This is a genomic window from Ulvibacterium sp. (assembly GCF_965248315.1).
Lineage (GTDB): Bacteria > Bacteroidota > Bacteroidia > Flavobacteriales > Flavobacteriaceae > Ulvibacterium.
On record NZ_CBDFIX010000002.1, the window covers coordinates 369,083 to 385,102 of the forward strand.

Here is a 16,020-nt window from a genome sequence, read left to right on the forward strand (position 1 = left end):
AAATGCAATTTATGAATGAAAAAAATCTTGAATTGAAAGGAATAATCCGTTGTGTTATTAACTAGTATTAGATGTAGTGCAACTGACTTTTGCAGGATTACGACTATCCACTACATATACGGCTATGCGCTAATGATAATTTGTATGTATATCCAATAAAAATCCCCGGGGATAAAGCCGGGGATTTTAAAACCAAACTAAGCGATATATTAATTAACTCTATGGATATAATACGTGTTTAAATTACATCTCTAGCCAATTGCCTTCGGCATCAGCATATAACTCAACTTGCTCACCGTCTTCTTTGGTTACTTCAAGTTTATATTGAGACTGCTCGTTCATATAAGCTTTTGCTACTGAAGCCCCAGGATGTGCGGCTTCCAAAGCTTGTGTGATAGCTTCTGGCAGCTCTTCCAAAGCCACTTCGTTAAAACCATCTTGAGCCTCAACAGCTTCAGCTGCAACTTCTTCCAAATTTGCAGTTGCTTCTTCCATTACTTCTTCTTGTGCAAAAGCAGTCATTGTGCCCAAGGCCATTACTGCAACTAACATTACTTTTTTCATTTTCTTGTGTTTAAATTATAGTATTTGTTCTGTTAATTGCCATAAGTAAGGAGAAAACGGTGCCAATGTTGTTTTTTTGCCTGAAACTGTTTTAATCAATTGAAAAACAACACTTTAATCAAATCGTTGTTCTTGATATGACTGTATAGGGATGTGTAAAAAACCAAGAAAAGTGTATAAGATTTACACACATTTTCCATATCCATTTTTATCAAAGCTGTTTAACGGGCGTTACTTACCTGATGTGAAGGTTTTAATAGGTCGTTTACCGTCTTTACCGGGTTGAAGGTAGACAAAGGCACTTCCACGAATATGGTATTCCAAAAGGCCATAGCGCCATTCCAGAGGCCTGGAAGCTCTAAGGCTTTTAATTCCCTGCCTTCCTTTGTTTTTCCTGTTATAAATCCCTGTTTTGGGTCTATAAAATTCAGCAAATTATATTTTGTCCCCTTATAATCTTTGATGCCACAGACTAAATCCACAGGATTAAAATGAGTGGAGTTCCTAAAAATGGAAACTTGGGTGCTATTATTCATATCAACTTGGGCGGATTCCACAATCTGTAAAGAGATCGTATCATGTCTATCCCGAATCCAGAACGGGCCACCTCCCGGTTCTCCTTCATTTTTAACCATACCGCAAACACGTATAGGTCGGTTTATTTTATCCTTTATTATCTCAACTTGTTCCGTTATATCCAAGCTTGGAAAACTATTGGAAAATTTGACATTTAGTCGATTGGTCAAAAATTTCTCGATTTCCCTCAATTTTTCGTTTTCTAAGGGGTCTCCATCCAGCAGTCTAGCATATTCAAACGCCTTTTGTTGAACCTCCAATAAAACTCCTGCCAATGTTTTTTTACTGTCCGATACTTCTTCCAAAACTTCTGGAACAACTACGTTATCAATATTTTTAATAAATATGACATCGGCATCTTGTTCGTTCAAATTTTCAATCAACGCCCCATGTCCGCCAGGTCTGAACAACAATGAACCATCATTATCGCGAAATGGGTTATTTTCCATATCTACAGCTATGGTATCGGTAGAAGGTTTTTGATAAGAATACTCGACCTGATAGAAAGTGTTTGTCTTGGCAGAAACCCGTTCCTTGACCGAATCGAATTCCTTTTTGAACATTTCTTCATGCTGCGGGGAAATTGTGAAATGCAGATTTGCTTTCTGCTCGGTCTTGGCATACTTGGACGCTTCAATCAGATGCTCCTCAAAAGGTGTGGCCACATTTTCCCCATATTTATGAAAAGGTAGAAGACCTTTGGGATAAAAGCCATAATTCAAGGTATTTTCGGACATCATTTCCTTAACGAACAAGTATAATTCTTTTCCTCTAGTACTTGCCTTTTCGGATATTCTATTCTGCACCAGATTATAAAATGGAAAATCCGATAGACCTTTCCAAAACTGCCTAAGGTCGGCATCATTTGTTCGCCTAAGATAATCCTCTAAACTTTCACGGTCAGGGTCATATGCATCCAAAAAATTGAACAAAGCCTTAAACATTCTTGAAGCTGCCCCGGAGGCAGGAACAAATTTTAGTAAGGAAAGAGGCCCGCTGTACTCTTCAAAATAGCGAACCATTCGGGTCTGTTCATCTTCCGAAAACTTTAAAATCCCATCATCTACCAAAGCTGCTTTTTCCAACCTCACAAAAGGAATTCCTTCTTTAAAAGTTCCGATTTGTCTTTGTACAATTTCCTTTGTAATACCTTTACTTTCCAGTTGTTGCAAATCCCTTTCCGAAAGCTGTATCATTTATCAATTAAATTATTTATGTGTTCTATGGCCGTTGACAACCGTGTTTCCTCATTTCCTTTTAGGATTACAAAATTACGGTTATATTTTTCCAAAGTATCCTTAAAATACGCAAACATTCGTTCCCTTTCGTTGGGCTTGTCCCTAAGGTCATCGCCTACCCAAGGAATGTCTATATAGGTAAGGAAATAAAGATGATACGAATTTTTCAATGCATATTCTTCCAGTAACGAATTACAATGCCCAACATAATATGCTTCGGAATATACTTTGGTTTCCAACAAATCGGTATCACAAACAAGAACTTTTGTTGCTTTTTTGGTCAGTTCGTTTTCTAACCTCATTTGACCTTCGGCTATGGGTAACAAGTCCTTAGGCTCACAGACCTTTTGCTCACTGTTCCATTTATTTTGCAGATATTCTCGGGCATATTCCGGTACCCATACGGTATTGTAATGCCTTGCCAGCTGTTTAGCCAGAGTGGTCTTCCCTGTTGATTCCGGTCCGAACAGAACTACCTTAACAACGTCTGAGGGCTTTTGTTTAAGTCTTTCTTCCATGAGAAATAACCGAAAATGGCAATTATGGTTAAAATGAAAAACAGTATCGAACTAAAGATAAGTCCTTTGTACAAATAGAGCGGAACGGTGATGATGTCACCAATAATCAAATATATCCAATTTTCCAGCTTCTTTTTGGCCATAAGCCACATCCCTACGAAAAAAAATGCCGTTGTAAGTATATCCGTATATGCCGTCCAAGTATTAAACCTATCCGTAGCCGAGTAGATAATAGCCACAAAAACAATAGCCGCTGCAAAAAGCAGGACTGACCATTTCTTCTCTTTTGTCGTTGTTAAGGTGACTGGTATGAAGTGGGTTCCGTCCACTTTTCTGGTCCAGGCAAACCAACCTATTATACTCATGGCGAAATAGTAGGCGTTTATGAGCATATCGCCCAAGAGGCCATAAACCCATAATATATAAACTGCTATTCCAGTGCCTATTATTCCCGTGGGAAAAACCAATATATTTCCCCGTTTGGAATATATAACGCTTAACAGTCCAAAAAAAGCACTTATCAATTCCAGGACAACAATATGGATGGGTGTGTCCTGATATTGCGAAAAAATCCAATCAAAAATGAGGTTCATACTCGCTTCGGTCGGATTTTACGATTTTTATATACATCAGACCCTTGTCCATCATCTCAAAAGCTGTCTTGATTTCGGTATGCAGCAAAGTCATTACAGTCTCGTAGTCTCCAAATACTTGGGTACTTAATGGATTCTCTAAAATGGTAAGCCCGGAAGCCCTAAGTTTTTTTATGAAGTTGATGATGTGCTCCTCAAAATCGTCCTGTAAAGGGGAAAAGGTAAGTTCAACGGAAATGTGCATAGTTCAGTGCTAGGAAAGTTTAAGAAACATAAATCACAAACTTATCAACTTTTTAGCGCATAAACGCAGCTAAAACCCTCAAATTCCAAAAAATGGACATTATATTGAGATAAATTTCCGTGATATAAAACTTCCGCCTTTGTACAATTATCCGCAAATGAAAAATCCTTTACGTCTATATGGTGCAAAAAACTGATTCCTCGATCAGAACATATTTTATAAAGGGATTCCTTCGCTCCCCAGACAATGGTAAGCTTCCGTACCAAGGCTTCCGAATTGGCTATGGTCCGATATTCCTCAATAGGCGTAAACTTATGGGCAATACGTAATATTTTGTCCCTTTGCCTTTCTATATCAATCCCTACTTCAATGGAGTCGCTAACTATAATTCCGGTAAAATGGCCGGAATGGGTAATAGAAATTTTTCTGCCATCAACAAGATGAGGCTTCCCCGCGGTATCATAGTACAAATCTGCATCTACATATCCTGCCTCCGCCATTAAATGTCGAATACTCAGAAAACCCCTTCGGTGCAGCTCGGATTTCATACCGTCTATCCGTTTTTGACAATGAGGGGTCAATTCGATTCCTTTGGATAGCTCGGCTTCCGATTCTTGAATCTTCCAAACATAAACGGATATCGATGAATTTACACGTATAGTCTTATAAAGCATGCTATTCCATAGGATATTTGTAACTTTGCAACCGCAAAAAGGAAGATTTCCTGTTTAATCTAAAGTAATAAATAAAAATTAGTATGAGCACCAAAACCGTTTCTTATGTACCATATAAGGTAAAAGATATTTCACTTGCCGATTGGGGAAGGAAAGAGATTGAATTGGCAGAAGCCGAAATGCCCGGTTTAATGTCCCTTAGGGAAGAATACAAAGACGAACAACCTCTAAAAGGAGCGCGAATCGCAGGGTGTCTACACATGACCATACAAACCGCGGTATTGATTGAAACTTTAACGGCACTGGGTGCAGAGGTAACCTGGAGTTCCTGTAATATTTTCTCTACTCAGGATCATGCTGCGGCAGCCATAGCTGCTGCGGGTATTCCCGTTTATGCTTGGAAAGGCATGAATGAAGAAGAGTTTGATTGGTGTATAGAACAGACCCTTTTCTTTGGCGAAGATAGAAAACCCCTGAACATGATTTTGGATGACGGGGGTGACCTTACCAACATGGTTTTGGACCAATATCCTGAATTGACCGATGGTATTAAAGGACTTTCCGAGGAAACTACTACAGGAGTACACCGATTGTACGAGCGTTTCAAAAATGGGGTTTTGCCCATGCCTGCCATCAATGTGAACGATTCCGTCACCAAATCCAAATTTGATAACAAATATGGGTGTCGCGAAAGTGCAGTGGATGCCATACGCAGGGCGACGGATACCATGTTGGCCGGAAAACGCGTAGTTGTTGCAGGATATGGTGATGTGGGTAAAGGTACGGCCGCATCTTTTAAAGGAGCTGGTTCCATAGTAACCGTTACTGAAATTGATCCCATTTGTGCCCTACAAGCCTGTATGGATGGTTTTGAAGTAAAGAAATTAGAGACGGTAATTGGCAATGCCGATGTTGTTATTACTACCACAGGGAACAAGGATATCATCCGAGCGGAACACTTTGAAGCCTTGAAGGACAAAGCTATTGTTTGTAACATTGGCCACTTTGATAATGAAATTGATATGGCCTGGTTGAACAAAAATCATGGAAACACCAGAGATGAAATCAAGCCTCAAGTAGATAAGTACACCATAGACGGAAAAGACATTATTGTTTTGGCCGAAGGACGGTTGGTGAATCTGGGCTGTGCCACGGGGCACCCTAGCTTTGTAATGAGCAACTCCTTTACCAACCAAACATTGGCACAAATAGAGCTTTGGAACAATAGTGATAAGTATGAAAACCAGGTATATATGCTGCCCAAACATTTGGATGAAAAAGTAGCGGCCCTACATCTTTCTCGTTTGGGTGCCGAGCTCACAGACCTAAAACCCGATCAGGCAGAATATATCGGGGTTGCAGTACAAGGGCCGTTTAAGCCGGAGTACTATAGATATTAGATTAAGACCGCTTAAAAGGTTTCATTTTAAAGTTAAAAACAAAAGGCCCTTGCAATATTGCAAGGGCCTTTTTACAATTATTTCATAACGTCTTAAGCTATTAAAAGCTTCCAAAGACAAAGACTCTTTTTGCCCGGATAAATTCGAAAAGTTTAAAATGGGCTATACCCAAACTTTTGCCCTCCAACGGAAGCATCTGCCATAAGTCCGGCTTTGGGCAAGGCGAATACGGCAACTCCATCTACATATTTCGCATTTACTGCAACCCCAGATTTTAAGGCAACTGCCGAGGCCGAGGCTTCAAAGGCAAATTTACCCTCTTTAAACCGATCCAAATCCACATCGGTCTCAAAAAAGATTACCTCGATAATGGACTGTCCACCAGCTTGGAAGCCTACGTTTATTTTTTTTAGATCGGCCATCCCTATAGCTTCGCCCCCTTTCTCATAAACCACTCCGTTTCCAGAAGCACCTCCAATGATAAAACCGCCCTTGCCTACATTAGGGAATATGACATAGCCTGCAGAATTATCAAAAAAGGTCTCCAAACCAGAGCTGGTCTTTAAAAGACTTTTTTTGGCCTTAACGGCATCTTTCATAATTTTCTGATCCTTAGCGTTCTGAGCCCCCAGACTCCCGACAAGAAAAAGAAAAAGTACAACGGGAATTAATTTAAATTTTCTCATATATTATGCTGTATTTATGACTGCAAGTTACTTTTTTTAAAGGGTGGTTGTTCGGGATTAACAGAAAATTAAAACATCAATCCATACAATAGCCGGATAAGAAACTACATATCCAACCACCGCTTAAAATTGGTGGTACGCTCCCGGGACACAATGACCTGACTTTCCTCCTTGGGCAATAGTTTCAGTAGTAATCTACTGTTAAAATAGGAGTGGATTTCAATTACTGCCTTCACGGAAACCATAAACTTTCTATTGATTCGAAAGAACTGGACTGGATTTAAAATCTCTTCAAGTTGATCGATGGAATACTCAATAGGAAAGGACTGGTTGGTATGGGTATATAGATAAATAAGCCCTTCATGTGATTTGAAATAGGCAATCTCCCCGACATCAAAAGAGCGAAACTGGTTGCCCACCTTTACCATAAAACGGTGCTTGTATTCTTTTTGGAATATCTGCTTCAGATGTTCCAAATGATCCATTGGGGATATTCCGTTCTTGGTCGAATTCTTATGGAACTTTTCCAATGCCTTTTTGAGTTCATCCTTTACTATGGGTTTTAACAAATAGTCCACTCCATTATACTTAAAACCCCGAATGGCATATTCGTTGTAGGCGGTAGTAAAAATTACCGGAGGATGCTCCTGGAGGTGGTCCAAAACATCAAATCCATAACCGTCGTTCAATTGAATGTCCAAGAAAATCAAATCGGGCAATGTATTGTTTGAGAACCATGACACGCTATTCTCAACTGAAGTTAAGTTACCCACTATTTCTATTTCCGGAGATAGTTCCCGTATCAATTGCCCCAATCTTTTAGAAGCAAATTCCTCGTCCTCTATGATAACCGCCCTCATTTTACGAAATCGAAATTAAGCTTGTTTCACTGTTGGCCTTGTCCAACAAAGGAATAATAACCTCAAAAAAGTCGGTTTCCTCCCTTATCAATACTTGCTTATTGGTGTAGTAGGAATAGCGTCTTTTAATATTGTTTAATCCCAATTGGGTCGTTTGTTCCCTTAGTTTCCGTTTTCTAAGGTTGTTACGCACTACCAGCGCGTCCTCTCCAATGTTGGAGATTTGAATTTCCAAAGGTTTTTCCTTGCTGTAGTAATTGTGCTTTAACGAATTTTCAACTAACATCTGCAAGGACAAAGTTGGTATCCAATAGTCCTCCTCTGGAACCGTGATATTCATTTTAATACTAACAGCATCTTTATGGCGAACATTCATCATAAAAACAAAAGCGTCCAAAAAATTCAACTCCTTTTGTAAACTCACCAAATCCTGCTCGCGGTTGTCCAAAATATAACGGTAACTTGATGCCAACCGGGTAACAAAATCAGAGGCCAAGTCCCTGTCTTCATACATTAGCGAGGTAAGTGTATTAAGGCTATTAAATAGAAAATGAGGACTAATTTGATTTTTTAACGAAGAATACTTTGAAACCATCATCTCACGTTGCAAATCTTCCATCAGTTTTTCCATTTCTTCCTTTTGTTTCATAGTAAAGTAGAACAGGTTAATAAAAATGACCGTAGAAGCAATTAATGCGGCCCTAAGTACGTTTGCCCTAAATTCCAATAACGGATCTTCACAGACAATACCGATATCTTCCTTAAACGGGAAAAGGGCCAAATAATAGATGACCATACTCAATGGAAGCAATAAGGCCATCGTCTTGAAAAAAATTGTTACGCTGTTCCTTATGTTTAGCTTTCCCTTTCTAAGCTGCTTTTTTATCAGCCAATCGTTGTGCTCCCAGGTAACCATAAAAAATAGGAAGGCTGTACTGTAATAGAACAGGCTGGTAGGGGTAAAAAAGGTGAGTAGCCCACCCTCCTCATGTTCCACGGTGAGCTTAATGAGTGCAAATACCACATTGACCACCATCCATCGAAAAAGAAATTTTCTAATTGTCTTTTTACTGAGCATTTTCGTACAAATTCAATTTTAAAGATACAGAAGTCCTAGGTAACCCTATTTACAGCAAGATACAACGGTCAAATTTCATCTTGAACCGTCTATATTTCATTTGAGTCGTAAAATGGTCTTATGAAAGTCCCTTATTCGATTCAAATACGGAATCCGACCCTACAAATGAAAAAATCGCAACATACCAAGTTTGATTAGGGTTCGGTACCGGCACTTGAACATCTTTGCCTAAAAACTAAGAATGTCATGAAAAAACCTCTTGTAATTTTTCTCTTTTTCCTGGTTTGTTGCGCATACGCCCAAGTAGGGGTCGTCAAAGGAATTGTTTTGGACAAACAGTCGGAAAGCCCCTTGGAGGGAGCCACTATAGAACTTCTAGATGCTGAAATGGCAACTGGAGTCATTACCGACCTTGATGGCCGGTTTGTTCTAAAGAACGTACCGATAGGGCGACAAGTCCTGCGCATAAGTTATATAGGTTATGAAAGTACTACGATTCCCAATGTTGAAGTAACTACAGGAAAGGATGTATTTCTTACGATTGCCCTTTTGGAATCCTTTAATCAATTGGATGAAATTGTATTGACCTCGGATACCAACAAGGATAAACCTTTGAACAAGCTGGCCACGGTTTCCGCAAGACAGTTTGGTGTAGAGGAAGTGACCCGATTTTCCGGGGGACGTAGCGATGTAGGCCGGTTGGCCGCTAACTTTGCAGGGGTTTCGGCTCCGGACGATAGCCGCAACGATATCGTAATCCGCGGAAATTCACCTACTGGATTACTTTGGCGTTTAGAGGGCGTTCCGATACCAAGTCCTAACCACTATTCTACCTTGGGTACGACCGGAGGGCCCGTTTCTGCGCTAAACCCAAACCTTTTAAAAAATTCCGATTTCATTACTTCGGCCTTCCCTGCAGAGTATGGTAATGCCATTGGAGGTGTATTTGATTTGGGGTTCAGAAAGGGAAACGCGGATGATTATGAATACACTTTGCAATCTGGAATTTTTACGGGCGTGGAAGCCATGGCCGAGGGGCCCATGGGAAAGAATAACGGCTCCTTTTTGGTAGCCGCACGTTATTCCTTGGTGGGCTTATTGGGCATAGGCGCCGGGGGTACCGCAGCAACACCAAATTACAATGACATTTCTTTCAATCTCGATTTTGGCAGGGGAAAACTCGGTAATTTCTCACTTTTTGGCATCATAGGAAATTCCGACATCGAATTTCTAGGGGATGATATCGATGAGGACGACCTCTTTGCGGCCGAGGATGAAAACACCTTTGTAGAATCCCGTTTCGGGGTCGTAGGATTGAAGCATCGTTTGAGTCTTGGGAACAATTCCTTTCTCCGGACCATTGTTTCAGGTTCTTATTCAGGCAATGATTTTAAGGTAGACCGATTCATTGAAAAAAATACACCCCAAGAACGCCTTATCCGCTATACCGAAGCCGATAATACCGAGACGAGACTCACATTTTCTACATTGTTCAATTCAAAAGTGAACAACAAACTTACCCTGCGTACTGGGATTCTCATAGAAAACTATGGGATAGAGAGTTTGCTTTTGGACAGAAACGAACAAGCGGACGGCAATGGCGATGGCGACCCGGATCTAGTAAATTTTAGGGATATCGACGAAAATTTAAGCATTCTGCAACCTTATCTTCAAGGACAACTTCGGCTTACTGAAAAATTAACGCTGAATGCCGGGTTACATTCCCAGTACAGCACCTTGAACAAGCAATTTGTGGTGGCGCCAAGAGCGGCGGTCAACTATAATTTTCTTCCCAGCCACAATATCAATTTGGGGTATGGGCTACATCACCAGCCCGTTCCATTACCCTTGCTTTTCTTAAACGAAAACGTAGGTGGTGAACTGGTGCAGACCAATAGAGACCTGGATTATGTACAAAGCAGCCATTATGTATTGGGCTACAACGTAAAGTTATCAAATAGCTGGCGGGCAAAAGTAGAAGTCTATTACCAGGATATCGAAAAGGCTGCGGTAGAGGCCTTCCCATCAAGTTATTCCACCCTAACGGAAGGGGCAGATTTTGGATTTGAAAATGATCGTGTATCCTTGGTCAATGAAGGTACGGGCTTTAACCAAGGTATTGAACTGACCTTAGAAAAATTCTTTAGCAAAGGATATTACGGATTGTTGACCGGCTCATTTTTTGAAAGCAGATATGAAGGAAGCGATGGTATTGAACGCAATACGCCGTTCAACAATGGGTATGTAGTCAATTTGCTGGCGGGAAAGGAATTCAAGACAGGACCTTCGGGAAAAAATGTATGGTTCGTGGATACAAGATTAACAACTTCTGGAGGTCGCTATTTCACTCCGGTAGACCTGGAAGCCTCACAGCAGGCCGGTTTTGAAATCCTACAAGAGGATAGGGCCTTCAGTGAACAATACGACGGTTACTTTCGGTGGGACGTAAAGTTTGGACTGAAGATCAATAGCCGGAACAAGAAAAGTTCCCATCAATTCTATTTTGACCTCCAAAATGTTACGGCCAATGAGAACATTTTTGTGCGTAGGTACAATCGTTTGACCAATCAGGTAGATCAAGTGGATCAAATTGGTTTCTTTCCTGATTTCGGATACAAATTTCAATTCTAAAAGATTCAGCTCCTAAATTAATACTCTCATCATGAAGAAAGAAAAAGATTACCGTGGAACCCCGATCAATAAGAAGTTGGAGCGACTTCTGGAAAAAAAATCCATTTACAGGTTCCAAAAACTAATCTGGTGGGGGTGGGAAACCACATAATATAAAGAAGATATGCGATTTTCAAATCATTTAAAGCAGCGCTTGATCGATAGATATGGCCCTTGGACTTTGGTAACCGGTGCCTCGTCCGGTATTGGGAAAGAGCTTGCAGAAAGACTTGCGGAAGCTGGATTAAACATAGTACTCACAGGAAGGAATGAAGAAGTACTTCGGGATTTTGGTGACGTATTGGAGGAAAAATACAAAATAATCGCAGAAGTCATTATAGCCGATATTGCATCCACAACGGATATTTATTCGCTAATAGAAGGGGTAGGTGAGCTTCCTATTGCGCTTTTTGTGGCCTCTGCCGGTTTTGGTACTTCCGGACAATTCGTTCATTCCCCTTTGGAGCAGGAAACACGTATGCTAAAAGTAAACACGTTGGCCCTGCTGATGCTTACCCATTATTTTGCCCGCAAATTTGCTGAACAGAAAAAGGGGGGCATTATCTTGATGAGTTCTATTGTTAGTTTCCAGGGTGTCCCTAATGCAGCCCATTATGCCGCTACAAAAGCCTATGTGCAATCTATTGGTGAAGGACTCCACTATGAATTGAAACCTTACAATGTTGATGTACTCACTGCAGCTCCCGGACCTGTAAACAGTGGATTTGCCGCTGTGGCCCAAATGGAGCTGGGAAATGCTTTAAAACCTTCGGATGTTGGAATTCCCATCTTAAGGGCCTTGGGCAGAAAATCGACGGTTTTTCCAGGTAGACTAACCAAAATCCTGATATTTGGATTACGAACGGTACCCCGTTGGGGTAAAATACGGATTATGAAATTGGTCATGGGCGGGATGACAAAACATCAAACCTCAAAAGCAGAAAAACGTTCATTTGTCAATTAATCGCCCTAAATCATAAAAGTAAAAATCCTTTTCCTCGTTCATAGCCACAAAAAGTCCATTCGGGAAAGTAGCATTCAAGGGTACAGTCACTACATCGCAACCATCCGTTGCTACCGTGGTCAGATTCACCGCTTTTATAAAGGTGTGGTCCTTTCTAGAGAAAATGTTGAACTCCCCTTGTTGCTGGTTGGAAACAATGAGGTAACCCTCTCCATTGGCATAGGTAGCCAAGGCTATACCCTCAATGTCCTCCAAAAAATATTCCCCCCCAAAACAATTTAACTCATTATCGTCCTCATCAGGTTCCGCATAGTACTTACGAATGCACACGCCTTCATCCGAATAGTAGACAAATCCATTTTTATCGTCCACTGCAATGGCCTCAATTTCCTTTTGCCCGCTGAACTCTCCGAACTTCCGTACCAAGTTGGCGTTTACCCCCATACTGTCCGCTGATAATTCATATTGATAGAGATACTTATCGGCCGGCCCTGTTTTTCTACCAACTATGGCATATATGGTAGAATCTTTAGGGGACTTGTAAAGCCCAATGCCCATAGGTAGTCTTCGCTCAAAATCGGATTCATCTTCAAAAACTGGGAACCCTCCCCCATCTAGGGGCTCCATGTCCGGTACTGAGAATAAACGAATTTGTTGTTTTTCCCTTTCCGTAAAAGCCAGAATATCCACCTCCGTTGAATCATTTAATCGAAATCCATATTCCACATCCACATTATTTGGTCTACGAATATTGCGAATGGTCTTTTCTTCAATGATTTTTCCATCTAGACTATAGGCATAAATGGCTCCGTTCGTCTCCTTGTCGGTTCCAAAAACAATACTTTTTGAGGCGTCTTCCGGATTGATCCAAATCGCCGGATCATCCGTATCGTTTATGGCTTTTTCCGTAATAACATCCGGTTTTATGGGCGGTAAACTGTTTCGGTTACAGGCAACCACCAACAGATAGGGAAGTATGTATAAAATGCTTTTCATTCCTAGTAAAATTAAGATTGTTCAAATACCCTCTTTATAAGAGGCGGTTTTTGAGATTGTGCTTGGAAGGGGCTATTTTTTGAACAGGTCATACTTTAATCCGAATGTAAATCTAGGCCCATAGTACTCTACCTGTTGGGTGCGTTCACTTACTCCTTGGAAAAAACGCAAGGGCTGATCGGTAATATTGTTCAGATCTGCATAAATCCGTAATCTGTTGTTGAAGGCATAACTGGAATTGAAATCCAGAAAAAACTGTTGGTCATAGTACCGGTCCTCAAAAGCATTTCCTCCCAACTCATCCACATAGGAATCAGAAAAGTTGGCAGATAACCTGGCACTAAAACGTTTTCCTGCGTAACCCAAGGAAGCATTGAACATGTTAGGTGCCGTATTGGGCAGGTCCATATCGGTACGTTCATCCCCATCTTCGTTACGGATACCGTCCGCACTTGAAGTGAGATGGGTATAGTTCAAAAAGATATTGAAGTTTCGGGCAAATCCGGGCAAGAAATCCAACTGGCGTTGAAATGAAAACTCTACTCCAAAGATAGAGGCTTGATCCCCATTCAACGGTTGAAAAACATCAAAACCTTCTGTTCCTGGCCCAAAAGAATCATCCGGTGCCTCGGAAATAAAGGTGTAAATAAAATCGTCGATGCTCTTATAGAACAATCCTCCGGAAATTATACCGATACTCTCCATATAGTGCTCCGCCATCAAGTCGAAGTTCATGGAAGTGGTAGGGTCCAAATCCGCATTTCCAAGGACGATCTCATCGTCCGCATTAACGATTTCAGCCCGGGGAATAAGGTCCTCATAATTAGGACGTGCCAAGGTATTGGTCCATGCCAATCGCAAAATGGTGTTGTTTGTAAAATCATACTTAAAATGAATCCCCGGCAGAACGTTGGTATATGAATTTTCCCCTCTTACTTCTTCTGAAATTATGTCATCTTCCGTGAAGGTAATACGAAAGCCATCGGACTCCAATTGAGTGTTCTCCACCCGTACCCCGGCCAAAACACTTAGCTTATTCGATAGCTTTTGATTCATCATTACATAGCCAGCTATGACATCCTCACGAATGTCGAAATTTCCTGGCAAGAACTCTTCGACAACCGATTCGCCATTATTTTCGTTCAAATCCAAGCGGCCCAACCATACCGGATCGGGGTAAAGGCCGGCAGCATATTGTCCCCCGGCCAAAAAATCCGAATCTGTTTTGTTCACAACAGGAATATCGGACATAAGTCCAAAAGTATCTTCCAAATCACCATAATCGAAGAAGTTATTATCACGGGTCTTGTTCTTAAACCTTCCCCTAGCCCCAAATTTTAAGGTTCCATCGCCCTTGCCAAAGATATCCGCGGGCAGCTCAACATTGAGAAAAAGGTTAATATCGTCCTCATCGGTGTATTGGGTCTCATTGGTAATCTCATCGAACTCAAAAATGGATCGATCATTGGTATTCGCAGGATCTTCTGCGGTCATAATAGGGAATTCAGGGTCGCTATTGTCATTATTGACAATGTACTCCGTTTTATATTGTGCATAGCGTTCGTCCAAACGTTCCTCGGAAGCCTTGGCGTAGGAGGCCATCCAATCGATCTTGGCCTTGCCCCACAAATGATTTCCCCCCAGCGAATAGTTTTGCATCCGTTGGTCTTCCAACCGGGTATTTTGATTGCGGTCATCATCAATACCCCCTTTGGTCTCCCGCGCCACTTCGGCAGGGAAGCGTGTGGGCGTATTGTTGGTCAGGGTAAAATCGCCCTCAGGAACTTCATCCCAATCCAGCAACTCCGAAGCGACTACGTAACGGTTTTCCCGATCGTCCCTCCAGTTGTACATGGTCTTCAGGTAAATAGAGTTGTTCGCATTGAACTGGTAATCCAGATTAACAGAAAAGCTGCGTCGCACCCGCTGTACCAAATAAGTGCGTTGTTCAAAAACTTTTGTATACGGGTTCACATCTATTTCCTCCTCCTCACCGGCAGCGTTGGCGAAGGCAAATTCATTGTCCCATTCTGCTTCAACATTGTCTGATCCAAAGTCATTATCCTGAATCACAGCACCCAACATCCATCCAAACTTGCCATTCTTGCTGCGGTCTCCCAAAAGGAATGCACCATTGAGGTTCCTGGTATTGGTAATAAAATTAATCCCGGAGCCCAAAGTAGTGGAGAGTCTAAATCCCTGTGGGGCGCTACGCGTTACCAAGTTTATGGAACCCCCAAGGGCATCACCATCCATATCCGGGGTAACTGCCTTGTTCACCTCTATGGTCTGAATCATATCGGAAGGTATCAGGTCCATCTGTATATTTCGGTTATCCCCTTCTGCGGAGGGGATACGGCTACCGTTCAAGGTCACCGAATTAAGCTGTGGCGAAAGTCCCCTAATAATAACATCCCTGGCCTCACCTTGATCCACTTGCATGGTAATCCCCGGAATACGTTTAACGGCGTCTCCGATATTGGCATCCGGAAATTTCCCGATCTGATCCGTGGAAACCACATTGGTAATATTCAGGTTGGTCCGTTGGGTGTTCAAGGCCTTGGCCTGACCACTAAGCCCTTGTGCGGCCACTTCCACCTCGTCCAATTGATAGTTGGTAGGGATCAGTTCCACTACAATACTTGCCGTTTCACCATCGGTGACCGTAACTTCTTGGTCAACATCGGCATATCCGATATAGGTAATCTGTACATTGTAGTTTCCTCCCGGAACATCCACAAGGGTAAATCTTCCGTCAAAATCGGATACAGTTCCTTTATTCAACGACGCTATAAAAATGTTGGCGCCAGAGACGTAAATACCGTTTTCGTCGGAAATTGTACCCTGAATGTTCCCGGATTGTGCTGTGCTTTCCGCTACTCCCAAAAAGACAAATAGCGTTACAAAAAGTAGTTTTAACAGGTTAATCGCCTTCATTGTTTCTTGAATTAAGTTTTAC

The 16,020-nt window shown here is 41.6% G+C and carries 14 protein-coding genes; 3 read left to right on the forward strand and 11 right to left on the reverse strand.

Annotated features, from left to right (window positions below):
• Positions 1–243 precede the first annotated feature (243 nt).
• The 6 genes from ACP2AF_RS03150 to ACP2AF_RS03175 all read right to left on the reverse strand — a co-directional run bounded on the left by ACP2AF_RS03150 (position 244) and on the right by ACP2AF_RS03175 (position 4,407).
• Positions 244–564 (reverse strand): hypothetical protein, encoded by a 321-nt coding sequence (locus ACP2AF_RS03150; protein WP_425234788.1) that lies wholly within the window; start codon positions 562–564, stop codon positions 244–246.
• A 221-nt stretch (positions 565–785) separates the two neighbouring features.
• Positions 786–2,336 carry a DUF4301 family protein gene (locus ACP2AF_RS03155; protein WP_425234789.1) on the reverse strand — a complete coding sequence of 517 codons (1,551 nt, stop codon included), beginning with the start codon at positions 2,334–2,336 and terminating at the stop codon, positions 786–788.
• Positions 2,333–2,896: an AAA family ATPase gene (locus ACP2AF_RS03160; protein WP_425234790.1), complete on the reverse strand. Its 564-nt coding sequence runs from the start codon at positions 2,894–2,896 to the stop codon at positions 2,333–2,335. Before ACP2AF_RS03160 ends, ACP2AF_RS03155 begins: the two co-directional genes overlap by 4 nt.
• Positions 2,851–3,489, reverse strand: coding sequence for a nicotinamide riboside transporter PnuC (pnuC, locus tag ACP2AF_RS03165; RefSeq protein ID WP_425234791.1), 639 nt, complete (start codon positions 3,487–3,489; stop codon positions 2,851–2,853). The genes ACP2AF_RS03160 and pnuC overlap by 46 nt, the downstream gene beginning before the upstream one ends.
• Positions 3,473–3,733: a thiamine-binding protein gene (locus tag ACP2AF_RS03170; protein WP_425234792.1), complete on the reverse strand. Its 261-nt coding sequence runs from the start codon at positions 3,731–3,733 to the stop codon at positions 3,473–3,475. Before ACP2AF_RS03170 ends, pnuC begins: the two co-directional genes overlap by 17 nt.
• Positions 3,734–3,777: 44 nt before the next feature.
• Positions 3,778–4,407 carry a 4'-phosphopantetheinyl transferase family protein gene (locus ACP2AF_RS03175; RefSeq protein ID WP_425234793.1) on the reverse strand — a complete coding sequence of 210 codons (630 nt, stop codon included), beginning with the start codon at positions 4,405–4,407 and terminating at the stop codon, positions 3,778–3,780.
• 83 nt (positions 4,408–4,490) lie between these two features.
• Here ACP2AF_RS03175 and ahcY point away from each other — a divergent pair, with 83 nt between their 5' ends.
• The gene (ahcY, locus tag ACP2AF_RS03180) at positions 4,491–5,807 is read left to right on the forward strand and encodes an adenosylhomocysteinase (RefSeq protein WP_425234794.1); all 1,317 of its coding nucleotides are present in this window, start codon (positions 4,491–4,493) and stop codon (positions 5,805–5,807) included.
• A 152-nt stretch (positions 5,808–5,959) separates the two neighbouring features.
• Here the strand turns inward: ahcY and ACP2AF_RS03185 are convergent, their stop codons facing one another.
• The 3 genes from ACP2AF_RS03185 to ACP2AF_RS03195 form a co-directional block, all read right to left on the reverse strand.
• Entirely contained in the window at positions 5,960–6,493 is a 534-nt protein-coding gene (locus tag ACP2AF_RS03185; protein WP_425234795.1) for a hypothetical protein, read from the reverse strand.
• 104 nt (positions 6,494–6,597) lie between these two features.
• A complete protein-coding gene (locus tag ACP2AF_RS03190) occupies positions 6,598–7,353 on the reverse strand; it encodes a LytR/AlgR family response regulator transcription factor (protein ID WP_425234796.1) in 756 nt (251 codons plus the stop codon).
• Between the two features lies 1 nt (position 7,354).
• Entirely contained in the window at positions 7,355–8,431 is a 1,077-nt protein-coding gene (locus ACP2AF_RS03195; RefSeq protein ID WP_425234797.1) for a sensor histidine kinase, read from the reverse strand.
• A gap of 246 nt (positions 8,432–8,677) precedes the next feature.
• Here ACP2AF_RS03195 and ACP2AF_RS03200 point away from each other — a divergent pair, with 246 nt between their 5' ends.
• Together ACP2AF_RS03200 and ACP2AF_RS03205 are read left to right on the forward strand one after the other, a co-directional pair.
• Positions 8,678–11,062 (forward strand): TonB-dependent receptor, encoded by a 2,385-nt coding sequence (locus tag ACP2AF_RS03200; RefSeq protein WP_425234798.1) that lies wholly within the window; start codon positions 8,678–8,680, stop codon positions 11,060–11,062.
• 163 nt (positions 11,063–11,225) lie between these two features.
• On the forward strand, positions 11,226–12,065 hold the full coding sequence (locus ACP2AF_RS03205; protein ID WP_425234799.1) for an SDR family NAD(P)-dependent oxidoreductase: 840 nt from the start codon (positions 11,226–11,228) through the stop codon (positions 12,063–12,065).
• On the opposite strand, the gene ACP2AF_RS03210 is transcribed toward ACP2AF_RS03205, so the two are convergent.
• Both ACP2AF_RS03210 and ACP2AF_RS03215 read right to left on the reverse strand, forming a co-directional pair.
• The gene (locus ACP2AF_RS03210; protein WP_425234800.1) at positions 12,051–13,061 is read right to left on the reverse strand and encodes a phytase; all 1,011 of its coding nucleotides are present in this window, start codon (positions 13,059–13,061) and stop codon (positions 12,051–12,053) included. The genes ACP2AF_RS03205 and ACP2AF_RS03210 overlap by 15 nt on opposite strands.
• Positions 13,062–13,133: 72 nt before the next feature.
• Complete coding sequence (locus ACP2AF_RS03215) at positions 13,134–15,998, reverse strand: TonB-dependent receptor (RefSeq protein WP_425234801.1); 2,865 nt, start codon at positions 15,996–15,998, stop codon at positions 13,134–13,136.
• Positions 15,999–16,020: the final 22 nt, after the last annotated feature.